The organism is Selenomonas sp. oral taxon 920, assembly GCF_001717585.1.
Lineage (GTDB): Bacteria > Bacillota > Negativicutes > Selenomonadales > Selenomonadaceae > Centipeda.
The window spans coordinates 1,393,088-1,406,987 of sequence record NZ_CP017042.1 but is presented as its reverse complement, the minus strand read 5'-3'; the positions used below and the strand labels follow the sequence as shown (position 1 = coordinate 1,406,987).

General features: G+C 51.7%; 18 protein-coding genes. 11 read left to right on the top strand and 7 right to left on the bottom strand.

Features of this window, described 5'->3' with window-relative positions:
- Positions 1 to 8: 8 nt before the first annotated feature.
- Genes BCS37_RS06645 through BCS37_RS06635 form a run of 3 tightly spaced genes read right to left on the bottom strand, consistent with a single transcriptional unit; the run spans position 9 to position 1,673 of the window.
- Entirely contained in the window at positions 9 to 200 is a 192-nt protein-coding gene (locus tag BCS37_RS06645; RefSeq protein ID WP_069180717.1) for a helix-turn-helix domain-containing protein, read from the bottom strand.
- 8 nt (positions 201 to 208) lie between these two features.
- Positions 209 to 847, bottom strand: a complete 639-nt coding sequence (locus BCS37_RS06640; RefSeq protein WP_069180716.1) for a hypothetical protein — start codon at positions 845 to 847, stop codon at positions 209 to 211.
- 13 nt (positions 848 to 860) lie between these two features.
- Complete coding sequence (locus BCS37_RS06635) at positions 861 to 1,673, bottom strand: hypothetical protein (RefSeq protein ID WP_069180715.1); 813 nt, start codon at positions 1,671 to 1,673, stop codon at positions 861 to 863.
- Positions 1,674 to 2,057: 384 nt separating this feature from the next.
- Between BCS37_RS06635 and BCS37_RS06630 the strand changes: the two genes are divergently transcribed.
- Complete coding sequence (locus BCS37_RS06630) at positions 2,058 to 2,702, top strand: helix-turn-helix transcriptional regulator (protein WP_069180714.1); 645 nt, start codon at positions 2,058 to 2,060, stop codon at positions 2,700 to 2,702.
- Between the two features lie 47 nt (positions 2,703 to 2,749).
- Here BCS37_RS06630 and BCS37_RS06625 read toward each other — a convergent pair whose 3' ends face one another.
- The 4 genes from BCS37_RS06625 to BCS37_RS06610 form a co-directional block, all read right to left on the bottom strand.
- Complete coding sequence (locus tag BCS37_RS06625; RefSeq protein WP_069180713.1) at positions 2,750 to 4,699, bottom strand: DNA polymerase; 1,950 nt, start codon at positions 4,697 to 4,699, stop codon at positions 2,750 to 2,752.
- 68 nt (positions 4,700 to 4,767) lie between these two features.
- The gene (locus tag BCS37_RS06620) at positions 4,768 to 5,328 is read right to left on the bottom strand and encodes a DUF2815 family protein (RefSeq protein WP_069180712.1); all 561 of its coding nucleotides are present in this window, start codon (positions 5,326 to 5,328) and stop codon (positions 4,768 to 4,770) included.
- Positions 5,329 to 5,341: 13 nt separating this feature from the next.
- Positions 5,342 to 6,469: a DUF2800 domain-containing protein gene (locus tag BCS37_RS06615; RefSeq protein WP_069180711.1), complete on the bottom strand. Its 1,128-nt coding sequence runs from the start codon at positions 6,467 to 6,469 to the stop codon at positions 5,342 to 5,344.
- Complete coding sequence (locus BCS37_RS06610) at positions 6,462 to 6,749, bottom strand: hypothetical protein (RefSeq protein ID WP_069180710.1); 288 nt, start codon at positions 6,747 to 6,749, stop codon at positions 6,462 to 6,464. The genes BCS37_RS06615 and BCS37_RS06610 overlap by 8 nt, the downstream gene beginning before the upstream one ends.
- Before the next feature lie 385 nt (positions 6,750 to 7,134).
- Between BCS37_RS06610 and BCS37_RS06605 the strand changes: the two genes are divergently transcribed.
- The 10 genes from BCS37_RS06605 to BCS37_RS06560 all read left to right on the top strand — a co-directional run bounded on the left by BCS37_RS06605 (position 7,135) and on the right by BCS37_RS06560 (position 13,836).
- Positions 7,135 to 7,338 (top strand): hypothetical protein, encoded by a 204-nt coding sequence (locus tag BCS37_RS06605; protein ID WP_069180709.1) that lies wholly within the window; start codon positions 7,135 to 7,137, stop codon positions 7,336 to 7,338.
- On the top strand, positions 7,335 to 7,730 hold the full coding sequence (locus BCS37_RS06600) for a DUF7768 domain-containing protein (protein ID WP_069180708.1): 396 nt from the start codon (positions 7,335 to 7,337) through the stop codon (positions 7,728 to 7,730). The genes BCS37_RS06605 and BCS37_RS06600 overlap by 4 nt, the downstream gene beginning before the upstream one ends.
- On the top strand, positions 7,727 to 8,305 hold the full coding sequence (locus BCS37_RS06595; RefSeq protein WP_069180707.1) for a hypothetical protein: 579 nt from the start codon (positions 7,727 to 7,729) through the stop codon (positions 8,303 to 8,305). The genes BCS37_RS06600 and BCS37_RS06595 overlap by 4 nt, the downstream gene beginning before the upstream one ends.
- Positions 8,302 to 10,599 (top strand): virulence-associated E family protein, encoded by a 2,298-nt coding sequence (locus BCS37_RS06590; RefSeq protein ID WP_069180706.1) that lies wholly within the window; start codon positions 8,302 to 8,304, stop codon positions 10,597 to 10,599. Before BCS37_RS06595 ends, BCS37_RS06590 begins: the two co-directional genes overlap by 4 nt.
- Before the next feature lie 230 nt (positions 10,600 to 10,829).
- Positions 10,830 to 11,111, top strand: coding sequence for a VRR-NUC domain-containing protein (locus BCS37_RS06585; protein ID WP_069181569.1), 282 nt, complete (start codon positions 10,830 to 10,832; stop codon positions 11,109 to 11,111).
- Entirely contained in the window at positions 11,104 to 11,343 is a 240-nt protein-coding gene (locus BCS37_RS06580) for an ORF6N domain-containing protein (protein ID WP_069180705.1), read from the top strand. The genes BCS37_RS06585 and BCS37_RS06580 overlap by 8 nt, the downstream gene beginning before the upstream one ends.
- A gap of 18 nt (positions 11,344 to 11,361) precedes the next feature.
- Positions 11,362 to 12,705: a DEAD/DEAH box helicase gene (locus tag BCS37_RS06575; protein WP_069180704.1), complete on the top strand. Its 1,344-nt coding sequence runs from the start codon at positions 11,362 to 11,364 to the stop codon at positions 12,703 to 12,705.
- Positions 12,702 to 12,914: a hypothetical protein gene (locus BCS37_RS06570; protein ID WP_069180703.1), complete on the top strand. Its 213-nt coding sequence runs from the start codon at positions 12,702 to 12,704 to the stop codon at positions 12,912 to 12,914. The genes BCS37_RS06575 and BCS37_RS06570 overlap by 4 nt, the downstream gene beginning before the upstream one ends.
- A complete protein-coding gene (locus BCS37_RS06565) occupies positions 12,911 to 13,351 on the top strand; it encodes a DUF1492 domain-containing protein (RefSeq protein WP_069180702.1) in 441 nt (146 codons plus the stop codon). Before BCS37_RS06570 ends, BCS37_RS06565 begins: the two co-directional genes overlap by 4 nt.
- A gap of 128 nt (positions 13,352 to 13,479) precedes the next feature.
- Positions 13,480 to 13,836 (top strand): HNH endonuclease signature motif containing protein, encoded by a 357-nt coding sequence (locus BCS37_RS06560; RefSeq protein WP_069180701.1) that lies wholly within the window; start codon positions 13,480 to 13,482, stop codon positions 13,834 to 13,836.
- The last annotated feature ends 64 nt before the right edge of the window (positions 13,837 to 13,900 follow it).

Here is a 13,900-nt window from a genome sequence, read left to right as displayed (position 1 = left end):
GCGTACTCCTATTCGGATATCTTTCCATTCCTTACATAATCATCCACTTCAGATATTTTAAACTTGTAGCGTTTTCCCGCTTTATAAAACGGTATCTTATTTCCCCTTATCCATGCTCTGACCGTATCCTTGCTAACGCTGAGATATTCAGCTACATCTTCCAAGTTTACCCATTTTTCAAGTTGCGTATCTTTTTCCATTGGTTGCCTCATAATAGTGGGAATCCCATATCAACAAGTTCAGCGATTAAATCGATTTTCTTTATGCTCCAATGAGAACGATTGAATTCGTTATAAGATGGACTTCCGTATAAATCTAACTCAAATATCGCTTCGTTTATTCTCTGCTGCGGAAGGCGATAAATGACGTGAGGATAGATCATCACGCCGTTTCTTCGGACCTTGATCTGTTTAATATAGCCAAAGCCGACAGCCTGATCCGTATCTGCCCATCCGCCATGTCTGTTCTCATTGGCAAACAGGCATGGAAAGGAAAGCACCTTCTGTACCGTCAAGTCATCCTTCAAAGTCGAAAACATCTCTTTTACATCGCTGTCCATAAACTCCGTCAAGGCTCTGTCAGAAGCCACCTTGAAGGGGGTGAGGTGTTCAATCTCTAAATCTGCGCCCCATACGAACAGGTTGTAATAATCGCGGTTAAAATTTATTCCTTGTGCATTGGGTGTAAGAAGGGGTGGTGGCACATCAGACAATGGAATATTAAGGTGTAGATGGTCGATTTTATTATTGGCAACAAGGTTGTTGATTCCTACAGCAACATTCCTTTGAACATCCGGCACATACGTATTCAGAAGTGGAGGAAGAACGGTTTGCAGTTCATTTGCCAATTTCAAGTTCCTCCTATGATAGCGTCAGATTTTGAATCGTATTTCCGTGGATGTTGTTTTTTATCTTAATGTCGTAGTAGTTGTTGATTGTTGGCTCTTGTGGCTCAATATGAGCAGTAAATTCCTGCGAGTCAAATATCCCATCAGTTTCGGTCTCAGTAGGCTCTTCGATTTTTGCCGATGTTACGTTTATAGACATCGTTATGTCACTTCCAACAGTCCCTCTGTAATCGTTACGTTTAGGATACCACGATTGATATGTTTCCGCTCCCAGCTCGTTTTTCTCGGCGCGGTTCATGATAACGTAGTGCCACACGCCGAGGAGGAATGGCTCAATGTAGATTTTGTCCGTGCTGTCAATATCCTTCTTTGAGATCGGGCTTCCGTCCGGCAAAATATAGAATTCATCTGTTGATTTTATGGTGCCGTCATCCTTAATCATGCCGAGGAGACAACGCACCAATTGCTCTCCGTTTTTGGGAATATCGATGCATTCTGAAACAAAATTGGACATCATATAGAGAGCCTTGGAACGCTCGCTCCGTACGTCTCGGTCAAATTTCATGCGGGAATCGTTGTCGGCGAAACCCGTAAAGGAAACTAAGGAGTTCTGACACACCTTGAACTGGCTGGCGTATGTTTTAATGCTGCCTCCGGCATCGGCAGGAAATTCACCAAGCCTATATATTGACAACAGCCTCCTGAACACTTCACGTTCAGGGAGGCTTTCTTTTTGCCCATTCATATGGTCGGTAGAAGTAGTGGTGCGCTCCATCGCCCGCAAAATCTGGGCGAGAAATGTGCCGCCGCATAAATATGGAATCATGTTTTTCCTGCCTTGTCGCTGCGTGTCAGAAATTAACTCAATTAACTGGATTAACACTTGTAGGGGATTGCAATTAACCCAATTAACAATAATCTGAAGTCAAGAGCTACGGTTAAGAAGCAATCATTTTGTTTCATAACAAACCGTACTTAATCATTATATCACAGATTTACATTTTGCCCACACAGTGAGTGAAATTTCTGTGAGATTCGCCACCTCAATGCTCACCCTTTCCGGAGAGGGTGCCCAGAGCGGAGAGGCGGCAAAATATTAGTCAACGCCAACCTACTGGGGTGGTTGGTCATCAGGAAATGAGGATTCGTTCATGATGGCCAACAAAATACATATGGTGGACTTGTCCTCATTCAGAGGAGTACAAGTCCAATGGAAAATCAGAGTAAAACCGAGAACCTTTTTGTTATTATGGAGCCGGGCTTCGAGTCGCTTTGCGGCTTCGACCCTGCCAATGTTGTAATGTACAAGCCGTACTATGCCAAGGGAACAAGGGCAAAGGCGTATAGGTGCTACAAAACGCAGGGACCTGTCGGCTCCAATCGGGAGTATTGGAACGGAGTGCGTCGGGAAATGCAGCAGGAGGCGCGTGAGAGCCGCTGCATGGTCAGAAGCCCCAAAACGGGGCGGCTCATCCGTTGCGAAAAGGACTGCGACCAATGCCCGGGATTCTTGAACGGCGACATCATCAAGGAGAAAAACCGCTCGGCTTCTACGGAATACATTGCGGAAAAAAACCTTGAAGCCCATCGTGGCGAGTTCAGTGATTCCTGTGGAAAGAGGTCGATTGACAGCCCTTTGGTAACAGGGATGGAGGATGAAGTGCTGGACAGGATTTTGTTGGACGCATTGATTGAAAAGGCGGCTACGCTCAGTCCCAAGCACGGTGAGATTTTCAAGCTGCTCCTTGACGACAATACCCAGCAGGCAATTGCCGACAGGTTGGGTATGAAGCAGCGGACGGTATCGGACAAAATCAAGGCGATCCGCGCCTTGCTTGCACCGGATATGAGGTAAACAGAATAAAGAGGGGGCATCCTATCGCTTTGACAGGATGCCCCTTTTCAATTTTTCTGATAGAAGTGGCACTCGAAACCCTCGGTGCGAAGCAGGAGCCCTTCCGCCCAAGGTGGGGTTCTTTCCATCTGCTCACAAATGAGAGGAAGGGAGACCTGCTCGTCGCATTCGATGATGAGTTCATCATGGACGTGTGCAACAATGTCCATCGTCCGCAGCGTTTGCATGGCATAGCAGAGAATGTCGCGACTGATCGCCTGCGTGACATTCTCCACGAGCTTCGGTCCGTAAGATTCAATCCGTGCCCACTTTTTCGAGAGATCGAGTCCCATGTAAGTGACGGATTCGCCGCCGAACTGATTCTCTCCAATGCGCGGCTTCACATAGGAGAGCCGTCTGCCGCTCGGTAATTCGATGAACATCATACCGCTCTGATAGATGAATCGGATGCCGTGCGTGACCTTTGTGCTGCGTTCCTTGATGCAGTCCTTTGCGGCTCGGTCGACTACCCACCAGAACTCTACAATGTTCGGATTTGCCGCACGCCAAGCATCCACGAGCGGTTTCAATTCATCTTCCTTCATCCCGGATTCCAATGCGCCGAACGCTTTCAGCGCACCGACGGATCCGCCATAACCACAGGCCAGTTCTGCCTGTTTCCCTTTTTGCCGAAGATGCCCGTTCTCGCCATGCTTGACTACATTGCAGTGAAACATTCTGCTTGCCGTGGCGCAGTAGATGTCGCCGTTGCTTTCGAAAACATCCATGCGCCATCGCTCCTTGGCAAGCCATGACAACACTCGCGCCTCGATGGCTGAGAAGTCAGCGACAATGAATTTTCTTCCCTCCTTCGGAATAAAGGCTGTGCGGATAAGCTGCGACAAAACATTGGGAACAGAGTCGTAGAGGACGTTGAGGGATTCGAAATCGCCTCGTCGGACAAGCGTGCGGACATCTTCCAAATGCTCCATGTAATTTTGAGGAAGATTTTGGAGCTGGATGTTCTTGCCGGAAAATCTCCCCGTACGGTTCGCGCCGTAAAATCTGAATGTCCCTCTGGCGTGATGATCCGCACAGGATACATTCTTCATGGCAATGTATTTCTTCACGGAGGACTTGGCAAGCTGCTGCCGCAGGGACAGAACCTCGGCAAGTTCCGGTGGCGCATTCTTCAGAAGTTCCAGCACAGCCTTTTTGTCGAGAGAATCCGTCTCCGCTCCATGCTGAGATAGCCATCCTTTCATTTGCTGCACAGAGTTGGGATTGTCCAGACCTGTGAGTTGTTTCATTCGCCCGGACAGCTCCTCGCGAGATCGGGCATCGATAGCGATGGCGTTATCCACGAACGCCATATCAATGCGGATGCCGCGATCGTTGATTTCCTGGTCGAGATGATATTCATTCCAAAGGAAGTTCGGGACGGGGAACTTGGCGAGCCGATGCTGGATTGCCATCTCGACCTTGACATCGCGCTTGTTGTACGCCTTGAACATTGCCCACTTGTCCGGGGCATGGCTGGGGAGATTGCGGACTCTGCCGCCGTTCGTTTTGGTGGCTGTGCAGGGCGTGCAGAAATAACGGATGAGAGATTTCCCTTCGGACATTTTCTGTTCTTCAAGTCCGAGAACGCGGCCTACGGCGGCAAGGGAGAGGGGAAGACCCATGTACGCCGCCCAAACCATCGTGCAGCGCCAGCTTTCGGGGCTGAGGAAGGCATCCCGGAGTAATCCCATGTCTGAAAGATAGCGTGACAGGCAGATGCGCTCGAAGTTGGCGTTAAACGCCCATTTGATGACATTATCATCGGTCAGAGCCGCCAGAATCTCCTGCGGAATCTTCTCGCCAGCCGCAAGGTCGACGACCTGCACTTCGCCGCCGTCTGCTGCATAGGCAAAGAGCAGTATCTCGAAGCTGGATGATTCTGCATATTTGTATGCGCCGCATTTGGAAATGTCCACATCGGAAAATGTCTCTACGTCAATGGAGAGTGTATTCATTGCGCGTCCTTTCTTGCCAAAAGGCAGCGAGGATTTCTCCCCGCTGCCTTGGCAGAAGCATAGTCTAATCAGCTGAGGAACTCCTCGTCCTCGTCGGCGAAATCGTCCTCGGCGCGAGTCTTGCCTCCCAGCGGCTCACCATCGGAAATCTTCTGCAGGTTGTTGAGTCCGCAAGCGATGCCCTTGTTCCCATTGCTGTTGAAGGCATAGAAGTTGATGCTGGCGCGACCGTAAACACCGGAATACACCTCGGAGCGTTCGAGAATCGGCTGGCGAGCTGCGTCCACGATGCCAGGAGCCGTGGCACTGTTGGCATTGATAAAGTAGCAGCCCTTGTACGTTGCGTCATCGGGACGATCAAGGTCGCCATCGCGCAGAGGCGTCTTGATGCTCGAGAGGGCGGGGACGGACTTGTTGTTGCCTTTCAGCTTGCTCTGGCCTTCCTCGTAGGCGGCCTTGATAGCATCCTTGATCTTTCCCACCGTTACCGTGTCGCTCTTGGGGATGATGAGTGACACGCTGTACTTGGGTGCGCCGCCGTTGATGCTCTTTGGCTCCCAGACGTTGGCGTAGCTCCAACGAGTCTTAACGCCCGTGATAACTTTTGTGGGGGTTGCAAATTTTGCCATGGTGGTTTCCTCCTCAATTTTCCTTGAAATCATCTGCGGCGGTGTTCATGGCCGGACGCTTGTCGCTTTCGGGGACAAGCACCGGCTTTCCGGCCGGCTTATAGATCAGCCCGCCTAAAAGCTCCTCAAACTTCTTTTTGCCAAGAGTTTGGCTCATGGCGGTGATACCGAGGAGCTTCTGTTCGTATGGATCAAAGCCTGCATTCTGCACGGTCTTTGCGACGGTATCCTCATCGGTGTACTTCCTGTTGGAGCGTCCCTCCACCACCTTGAAGCCGTCAAACTTGGTGCCGGAAAGAGCCTTTTGCAGGGCATAGTCCTTGACATCGCTCGCCCAAGATGCCAAATCGTCGATCCTCGGCAGGATGGCGGCGATTTCGCTGTCATCCAAGGTGGCGGGCATCTCGAAGTCGTATTTGGCGAGTTCCAAGTTGTATTCGGCACGTTTTCGGCAGTTCGTCTTGGCTTTGCAGAACTGGCAATGGTCTCCCGCCTTGAATTCACCTTTGCCTTCCTGCGCCAGTTTGGCAGCGGGAGCGAGGGTGTCATTTGCCCATGTGAGCAATTCGTTTTTTTCCATTTTGTATAGGCTGATGTTCGCCCGGCGAGGCTGGTAGATGACGAGGGTGATGCGCTCGATGTTGTAGATTCCGTCGAACAAGTCCACTGCGCCGAGGGCGTAGCAACAAAGCTGGCTGTTCTTCTCAGCTGACACAAGTACACCGAGACCGTGCTTGTAGTCAATGACATACAGCATACCGTCGGCAACAATCACGCAGTCTCCCGTACCGAAACTTCCCTCGATGCCCACATAGCGGGAGTAGTCCAGTCGTTGCTCCACGAGAACGAGCGGATCGTCACAGGATTCCTTGACCTTAGCTACACACTCCATGACGAAATCTCGGTAGCCATCGGAGCATTCATCCATCTCCTCGTCGTAGAAGGAGAGTTGCTTGGTGGGATTTCTTACCTTCCAGCCCAGAGCTTTTTCTACCTTGTAGGCGCAAAGTTCGTGGCAGTCGGTTCCGGCTTGCGCGTATTCACTGGGCTTGTCTGCATATTCCTCACAGAGCCTTGCCGATGGCGGGCAGGCAATCCAGCGTTGGCTCGCCGATGCCGAGAGCAGGGAATGTTTAGCCATCGACTTTCGCCTCCCTGATACTCTCAGCCTCCTTGAGAAGTGCTGCATAGTGGGATGCGTCGATTTCCGACAGGCGGTCGGCTCCGTATTTGGTGATGAGTGCCTTGACCTCTGCACTGAATCCCGCCTGCGCTGCAAGAATAAGTTTGTGCCGAACATCCTCAAGGGACGGCGGCTTTGGCTCTTCCACCTGCAGGCTTTTTGACAGTTCGTCGGCGATGTCCATGATGGATTTCGCCGAGAGCCGCAGGGTTTCAATCTTTGCTGCAAGGTTTTCCATCCTCGCTCCCTCCTTCCGACACTTTGTTCGCGAGTCGCCTAGCAATGACGCTGATGGCGATCAGCACCTCTGCCAGTTCCTTGTCGCTTTGAGTTTCCATGTTGATGTACCTCTCTTTCCGAGGGGCTTTCCCGCCCCTTCACTATTGAAAGGACAGAAACCTGAGTTTTCAGCGGATAAAATTTAAATATTTTTGCCGTTTCTGCCTCTCGCTATTGAAAGGACAGAAACGGCTGTTTTTAGCGAAAAAAATAGAGCCGTTTTTGGCTCTGGAGATTATAAGGAAAGAAAAAATTTTGCGGTTGTATCCGCTAAGAATCCGATCTTCTGTCCTTTCAATAGTGAAGGGCGATGCTGCCCGGTAGTTTGAAGGAGGAAAGCCTTTATGTTCTATGTCAAGGAAAACATCAATGACGCTCTGGAGGTCACGGTGGAAATCAACGATGAGAATGTCTTTTGCCATTGTCCGCGCTGCGGAGCAGAAGTGCCTGTCGACCTCAACGAGTTTTTCGGCGATGCGGAGTTCGACCTGTTCGGCACCGCGATCTGCTGCACGGAATGCAGCCGAAAGGTGCGGTGTGAGAAATGATCGAGCGCAGAAACCACGAGGGCTATGCCGACCCTACGGCATACGCCGCTCTGACTAAGGTAAGCAGGGAGGGCAGATTCGTCTACATCTGCTCACCCTATCGGGACAGCCCGCGGGTCAACGTCATGCGGGCGCGGCAGTACTGTAAGTTTGCTGTCAGCAGGGGGCGCATTCCGATTGCACCGCATCTGTACTTTCCGCAGTTCCTGTCCGAAACGAACGAGCGCGGGACGGCAATGTCCATGAACTTTGAGCTTTTGCGGCTGTGCGGCGAGGTCTGGGTGTTCGGCGAGCGAGTCACCGAGGGGATGGAAGCGGAGATCGCTCATGCCGAGCGGCTACAGAAGAATATCCGTTATTTCACAACGAAGTGTGAGGAGGTTTCGCCATGAAGGTGATTGAGACAGAATACAAGGGCTATCTTTTCCGTTCACGACTGGAGGCGCGATGGGCAGTGTTCTTCGATGCCTGCGGTGTTCGATGGGAGTATGAGCCGGAGGGGTATGTGCTCAATAACGGGCAGCACTATTTGCCTGACTTCCTGCTCCATGATGTAGACGGAAGAGTAGGCGGCGATCTCCATGTGGAGGTCAAGGGGAAGATGAGCAGAGCCGATGCCGCCAAAATCAACCAGTTCAGCGAAGGAAAGCACCCGCTCCTCGTTGTTCCCGGAATCCCCGACGGAGACGATATCGGAGATATTGAATGTTACTGCCAAGAGTGGGGCTATTACGGCTTCCCCAGCTTTGGCGGCGGGCCCTATCCCTTCAACTTTCAGACCATCGACGGAGATTACTTCGTTGCTCACCCCGGCATCAACAAACAGGGCAAATTTGAGCTTTTTGGCGATGACAGCAACTATACGATGGACAGAGATGACGCTGCTACCGTACAAGCGTTCAAGCTGGCAAGGCAGGCAAGATTTGAATATGGACAGACACCGAGGGTGAGGAAGGTGCGTGTATGAGGGAATTAGCATTTTGCCTTGGCAACAGCCGTGCGGCACTCGTTTGGCATCCTGGAAAAATGACGATGGAGGCTCTTTGGGAAAAACTGCAGAATCCCATCCGAACCGCCGAAACCGCTGCGGAATACCGCGCCATGAAGAAAAGCGAAAGGGATGCCGTGAAGGATAAGGGCGGATTCTTTGCGGGAACGCTGAAAGGGACCCGTCGGAAAGCAGACGAGGTCATCAGCCGTTCCATGATTACTTTGGATCATGACCGGCTGAAGCCGGGCTGTTTCGATTCCTTCGCCTTTCAGCATTGTGCCATTGTCTACACAACCCACAGCCATATCCCAGAAGCTCCACGGGCGAGAATCCTTGTGCCTTTGACGCGGGATGTCACCCCGGACGAATACAATGCCATCGCCCGCTATCTTGCAGATGAGATTGGCATGGATACGGTTGATCTCTGTTCCTTTAAGATCAATCAGCTGATGTACTGGCCGACCTGTTCTTCTGATGGGGAGTACATCTGCCGCAAATATGAGGGCAACTGGCTCGATCCCGATGTGTTTTTGGCAGCGCATCCGAACTGGCAGGACTGCAGCTCCCTGCCGACTGCGCAGGGCGAAAAAGAAGCGGTGGAACGGGAGCGCAAAAGGCAAGCCGACCCTCTGACCAAGGAAGGAATTGTAGGAGCGTTCTGCCGAGCGTACTCCGTCCAGGAAGCAATACAGACGTTCCTCTCCGATGTGTATGAGCCGACTGCCGACGAGAATCGGTGGGGCTATACGAAGTCGGCGAGCATCCCCGGCGTGATGATCTATGACGGCAAATTCGCCTACAGTCACCATGCCTCCGATCCTGCCTACGGAAAACTCCTCAATGCCTTTGATTTGGTTGGGACACATATCTTTGACGGTGATTTTACCCGGATGGCTGAATTTGCCGCCAAGGATGAAGATGTGCGTACCCTTGCACTCAAGGAGCGGCAGGAACGGGCTGTCGAGGACTTTGCCGAGGAGGAAGATTGGAAGGCAAAACTGGTGCGGCAGAAAAAGTCCACACAGCTTGAGAACTCCCTCTACAACATCAAGCTCATCATGCAGAATGATCCCTATATGAAAAATATTGTCTTTAATCAGCTGGCAGACGGCATGGAGATCAAGGGCGAAGTGCCGTGGTCACATCCCGGTAAGTTCTGGCGCGATGCGGATGATGCCCAGCTCATCTGTTATGTGGACGATCACTACGGTACGTTTTCGGCACGGAACTATGACATCGCCGTAGCGAAAGCCGTGGACGACCGCTCCTACCATCCGATACGGGAGTATTTTGCCGCGCTGCCTCCTTGGGACGGTGTGGCGCGCGTGGACACGCTTCTTATCGACTACTTAGGCGCAACCGACAACGCATATACCCGTGCCGTCAGTCGGAAAGTGCTGTGCGCCGCCTATCGGCGGATCAAAGAGCCGGGCATCAAGTTTGACTATATGCCCGTTCTGAACGGCGCACAGGGCATCGGAAAATCCACCTTCATTGCCAACCTTGGCATGGATTGGTTCTCCGACAGTCTGACCTTATCGGATATGAACGACAAGACCGCCGCCGAAAAGTTGCAGGGGTACTGGATTCTTGAAATCGGCGAGCTTGCCGGAATGAAGAAAGCCGACCTTGATAAGGTGAAAGCCTTTGTGTCGCGGGTAGATGACAAGTATCGTGCTAGTTTCGGCAGACGTGTGACATCCCATCCGCGTCAGTGTGTGTTCTTCGGCACGACCAACAGCGAGAACGGGTATCTGCGGGACATCACAGGAAATCGCCGTTATTGGAACATCAAACTGAGCGGCAGCAGCAAATATAGGCCGTGGCAGATGACCTCGGAGCTTGTGCAGCAAATCTGGGCAGAAGTGATGATTCTCGCCGATGCCGGAGAAAAGCTGTATCTGCCCCCGGAATTGGAGGAATACGCCAAAGAGGAGCAGCGGGAAGCGATGGAGCACGATGAGCGTGAAGGTTTGGTGCGTCTCTATCTCGATACGCTGCTTCCCGCCAACTGGGACGAGATGGATCTCTATCAGCGGCGGGAGTTTCTGCGGGGCGATGATACGACTCCCGTGGGGACAGACGTGCGCGTGATTGTCAGCAACATGGAGATTTGGTGCGAGTGCTTCAGCAGGAAAAAAGAGGATTTGCGTTCCATGGACAGCTATGCGATAGCAGCCATCATGTCCAGACTTCCTGAATGGGAAAAGCAGCCAACACCCCAGCGCATCGCAATTTACGGACTGCAGAGGATCTATCGCCGCTTGTAACTTGTACGGAAGTTGTAACTTGCAGCAAAGCCCGTACGGTAAGGCTTTGTTACAAGTTACAAGATTTATATATGTAAATAGAAACATAATAATTCCGTACATGAAAAACGCGAATACGCGCATATATGCGTATATAGGGATTTTCTGTAGCCTTGTAACAAGAAACAACGCGAATCCTTTGATATGACTGGATTTAGAGGTGATACAACCTCATGTTACAGGAGGAAAAGTTGTACGAACGGACGATTGAGCAGGAACTTGCAGCACGAGTCAAAGTGATGGGCGGCATCGCACCAAAGTTTACCTCGCCGGGATTCGATGGGATGCCTGACCGTTTGATTCTCCTGCCCAGTGGGAGAATCGGCTTTGTGGAACTAAAAGCACCGGGCAGGAAGCCGAGACCACTTCAGATGGCACGGCACAGACTGCTTCGACGGCTTGGATTCAAGGTGTTTGTGATTGACGGCATCGAGCAGATTGACAGCGTATTGGAGGAAATCGACCATGAATGAACTTACGGTATTGGAACATAACAGCATCCGTGTCATGACCACGGAGCAGCTTGCCGAGGCGTATGGATGCGCTTCGAAGCAGATTCAGCAGAACTTCAGCAACAACCGTGCGCGGTTTATTGCGGGAAAGCATTTCTTTGTTCTGGAAGGGCAGGATTTACAGGCCTTCCGCTTGCAGGTCGAAAATATCGAACTGCAAATTTCCCCGAAAACACGTCATGAATATAGCTGAGATTGGAGGTGATTCCCTATGAAGTTCATACCGCATGATTACCAGCAGTACGCCATCGACTTTATCGAGAGCCATAAAACTGCTGCCGTACTCCTCGATATGGGACTTGGAAAAACGGTGATTACTCTCACAGCCCTCAATGACTTGCTCTTTGACCATTTTGAGATTTCTCGCGTTCTCGTTATCGCGCCGCTTCGTGTGGCACGGAACACATGGCCGCAGGAGATCGAAAAGTGGGAACATTTGAAACACCTCCGCTATTCCGTTGCAGTCGGAGCGGAGAAAGAGCGGATTCAGGCACTTCGGCAGCAAGCCTCCCTCTACATCATCAATCGTGAGAACGTGTCGTGGCTCATCGAGAAAACAGACTTCGCCTACGATGCCATCGTGATTGACGAACTCTCGTCCTTCAAGAATTGGAGCAGCAAGCGATTCAAGGCACTCATGAAGGTTCGTCCCTTGGCAAAGAGAGTCATAGGCCTTACGGGAACGCCATCCGGCAACGGTCTGATGGATCTCTTTGCGGAGTTCAAGGTTCTGGACATGGGACAGCGTTTGGGGCGGTTCATTACGAAATATCGGCAAGATTACTTTGTGCCGGACAAACGAAACGGACAGGTGGTCTTCTCCTACGTTCCCTTGCCCGGAGCCGAGGAGCGGATTTATGAGAAGATCGCTGACATCACCATCTCCATGAAAGCGTCGGATCACCTCAATATGCCGAAGCTGATCGAGAGCGAATACAGCGTCCGCATGGATGAGGCTGAGAAAAAGATGTACGACTCGATGTGTGAGCAGTTGGTTTTGCAGATGAAGGGCGACGAGGTGACGGCGGCAAACGCAGGTGTCCTGTCCGGGAAACTCGCGCAGATGGCAAACGGCGCAGTCTACACCGACGATGGAGCTACGCTGCATATACATGACCGCAAACTCGATGCCTTGGAAGACATCATCGAGAGTATGAACGGCAAGCCGCTCCTCGTTGCGTACTGGTTTCGGCATGACGCAGAACGAATCGAAAAGCGCGTACCGTGTGTCCGACTGGATACAGATGACGCAATCGCCCGATGGAATCGCGGAGAAATCCACGTTGCCCTCATCCATCCAGCGAGCGCAGGTCACGGTCTCAATCTTCAGAGCGGTGGATCGACCCTTGTCTGGTTCGGCATCACATGGAGTCTGGAACTCTATCAGCAGACCGTGGCACGGCTCTATCGGCAGGGACAGAGTGCAAACACTGTGGTGGTGCGGCACATCATTGTCGAGGGCACGATTGACGAGAGAATCCTCCGTGCCTTGAAACGGAAGGACAAGACACAGACGGCACTGATTGAAGCCGTCAAAGCGGAGGTAACATCATGAACTATGAGATTCTGGCAAACGCCATCGTCGAACAGGCGGCAAAGGATTATCGGTGGGCGCGGGCGGCTCTTGCCAAAGACGCAGAGAATGTTGCAGCGACAGCGATGCGCTCTGAGACAGAGCGGTTCTTTCGTTCCGCATGGTTCGGACAGTTGACGCGCATAGATGGAGAATGGCTGCTTGAAAAGTTGGAGGGGGAATTTGCATGACGGCAAAAGAGTATCTGAGTCAGGCATGGAACATTGACCGACGCATCAATGATAAGGTCGCCCATGTGTCGCGGTTGCGTGACATGGCAACAAATGTGAGCACCGTCATCAGCGACATGCCAAAGAGTCCAAGTCCGAATAATCAGCGGATGGAGACCATCATTGCGCGGCTGACTGACACGGAAGATGAGATCAATGCAGACATCGACCGTCTGATCAATCTGAAACTCGAGATCATGAATACGATCTGGCAGATTGAGGACGAAAACGCTCAGATGGTACTAGAGCGTCGCTACCACAGCTTCAAATCGTGGGAAGATATTGCAGCGGATATGAGCGTCAGCATTCGGTGGGTACACAAGATTCATGCGAAGGCACTGGATGAAGTTGAAAAAATTTTAGAAAAAAGACAGCAGAGTTCATCCGAGTTCACATAAGTTCACAAAGGTTCACGTTGCGTTCATAGGGTTGACAGTGATATGATAGACTCAGCAAAAATAGGATATGGAATCAGCCTTCTCGGGGAAGCAATTCTCCGCGAGGGCTTTTTTGATGGAGAAACGCGATGCCGAGAAAGCCGAAGCGTCCCTGTCGCATGATGGGATGTCCGAACCTTACAGACCGAAAAAGCTGCTACTGTGAGGAGCACGAGAAAATGATGCAGCGGCACTATGACCACTTCACGCGCGGGTATGATCAGCACGCCAGATATGGCAGCGCATGGCGCAGGATTCGTGACAGACACTTGTCGGGGCATCCGCTCTGTGAGATGTGCAAAGAGCAGGGCAGATATGTCCTTGCGACGCTCGTCCATCATATCAAGCCGCTTTCTGAGGGTGGCACACATGACGAAGGCAACTTGATGTCGCTCTGCGTATCGTGTCATGAGCGGATTCACCAACGTGGCAGTGGCGACCGCTAGACCCCTAGGGGGCGGTCAAATCTCTAAAACCGCGCCGTTACTGGACCGGGGAGGGGGCGCACGC

What these genes read in the sequence shown, in the direction of transcription:
- BCS37_RS06590 (WP_069180706.1), top strand. Translation starts at nt 8,302, where the DNA reads ATGAGGGAATTAGCATTTTGCCTTGGCAACAGCCGTGCGGCACTCGTT.
- BCS37_RS06620 (WP_069180712.1), bottom strand. Translation starts at nt 5,328, where the DNA reads ATGGCAAAATTTGCAACCCCCACAAAAGTTATCACGGGCGTTAAGACT.
- BCS37_RS06635 (WP_069180715.1), bottom strand. Translation starts at nt 1,673, where the DNA reads ATGATTCCATATTTATGCGGCGGCACATTTCTCGCCCAGATTTTGCGG.
- BCS37_RS06560 (WP_069180701.1), top strand. Translation starts at nt 13,480, where the DNA reads ATGCCGAGAAAGCCGAAGCGTCCCTGTCGCATGATGGGATGTCCGAAC.
- BCS37_RS06625 (WP_069180713.1), bottom strand. Translation starts at nt 4,699, where the DNA reads ATGAATACACTCTCCATTGACGTAGAGACATTTTCCGATGTGGACATT.
- BCS37_RS06565 (WP_069180702.1), top strand. Translation starts at nt 12,911, where the DNA reads ATGACGGCAAAAGAGTATCTGAGTCAGGCATGGAACATTGACCGACGC.
- BCS37_RS06570 (WP_069180703.1), top strand. Translation starts at nt 12,702, where the DNA reads ATGAACTATGAGATTCTGGCAAACGCCATCGTCGAACAGGCGGCAAAG.
- BCS37_RS06615 (WP_069180711.1), bottom strand. Translation starts at nt 6,469, where the DNA reads ATGGCTAAACATTCCCTGCTCTCGGCATCGGCGAGCCAACGCTGGATT.
- BCS37_RS06595 (WP_069180707.1), top strand. Translation starts at nt 7,727, where the DNA reads ATGAAGGTGATTGAGACAGAATACAAGGGCTATCTTTTCCGTTCACGA.
- BCS37_RS06630 (WP_069180714.1), top strand. Translation starts at nt 2,058, where the DNA reads ATGGAAAATCAGAGTAAAACCGAGAACCTTTTTGTTATTATGGAGCCG.
- BCS37_RS06605 (WP_069180709.1), top strand. Translation starts at nt 7,135, where the DNA reads ATGTTCTATGTCAAGGAAAACATCAATGACGCTCTGGAGGTCACGGTG.
- BCS37_RS06610 (WP_069180710.1), bottom strand. Translation starts at nt 6,749, where the DNA reads ATGGAAAACCTTGCAGCAAAGATTGAAACCCTGCGGCTCTCGGCGAAA.
- BCS37_RS06645 (WP_069180717.1), bottom strand. Translation starts at nt 200, where the DNA reads ATGGAAAAAGATACGCAACTTGAAAAATGGGTAAACTTGGAAGATGTA.
- BCS37_RS06580 (WP_069180705.1), top strand. Translation starts at nt 11,104, where the DNA reads ATGAATGAACTTACGGTATTGGAACATAACAGCATCCGTGTCATGACC.
- BCS37_RS06575 (WP_069180704.1), top strand. Translation starts at nt 11,362, where the DNA reads ATGAAGTTCATACCGCATGATTACCAGCAGTACGCCATCGACTTTATC.
- BCS37_RS06600 (WP_069180708.1), top strand. Translation starts at nt 7,335, where the DNA reads ATGATCGAGCGCAGAAACCACGAGGGCTATGCCGACCCTACGGCATAC.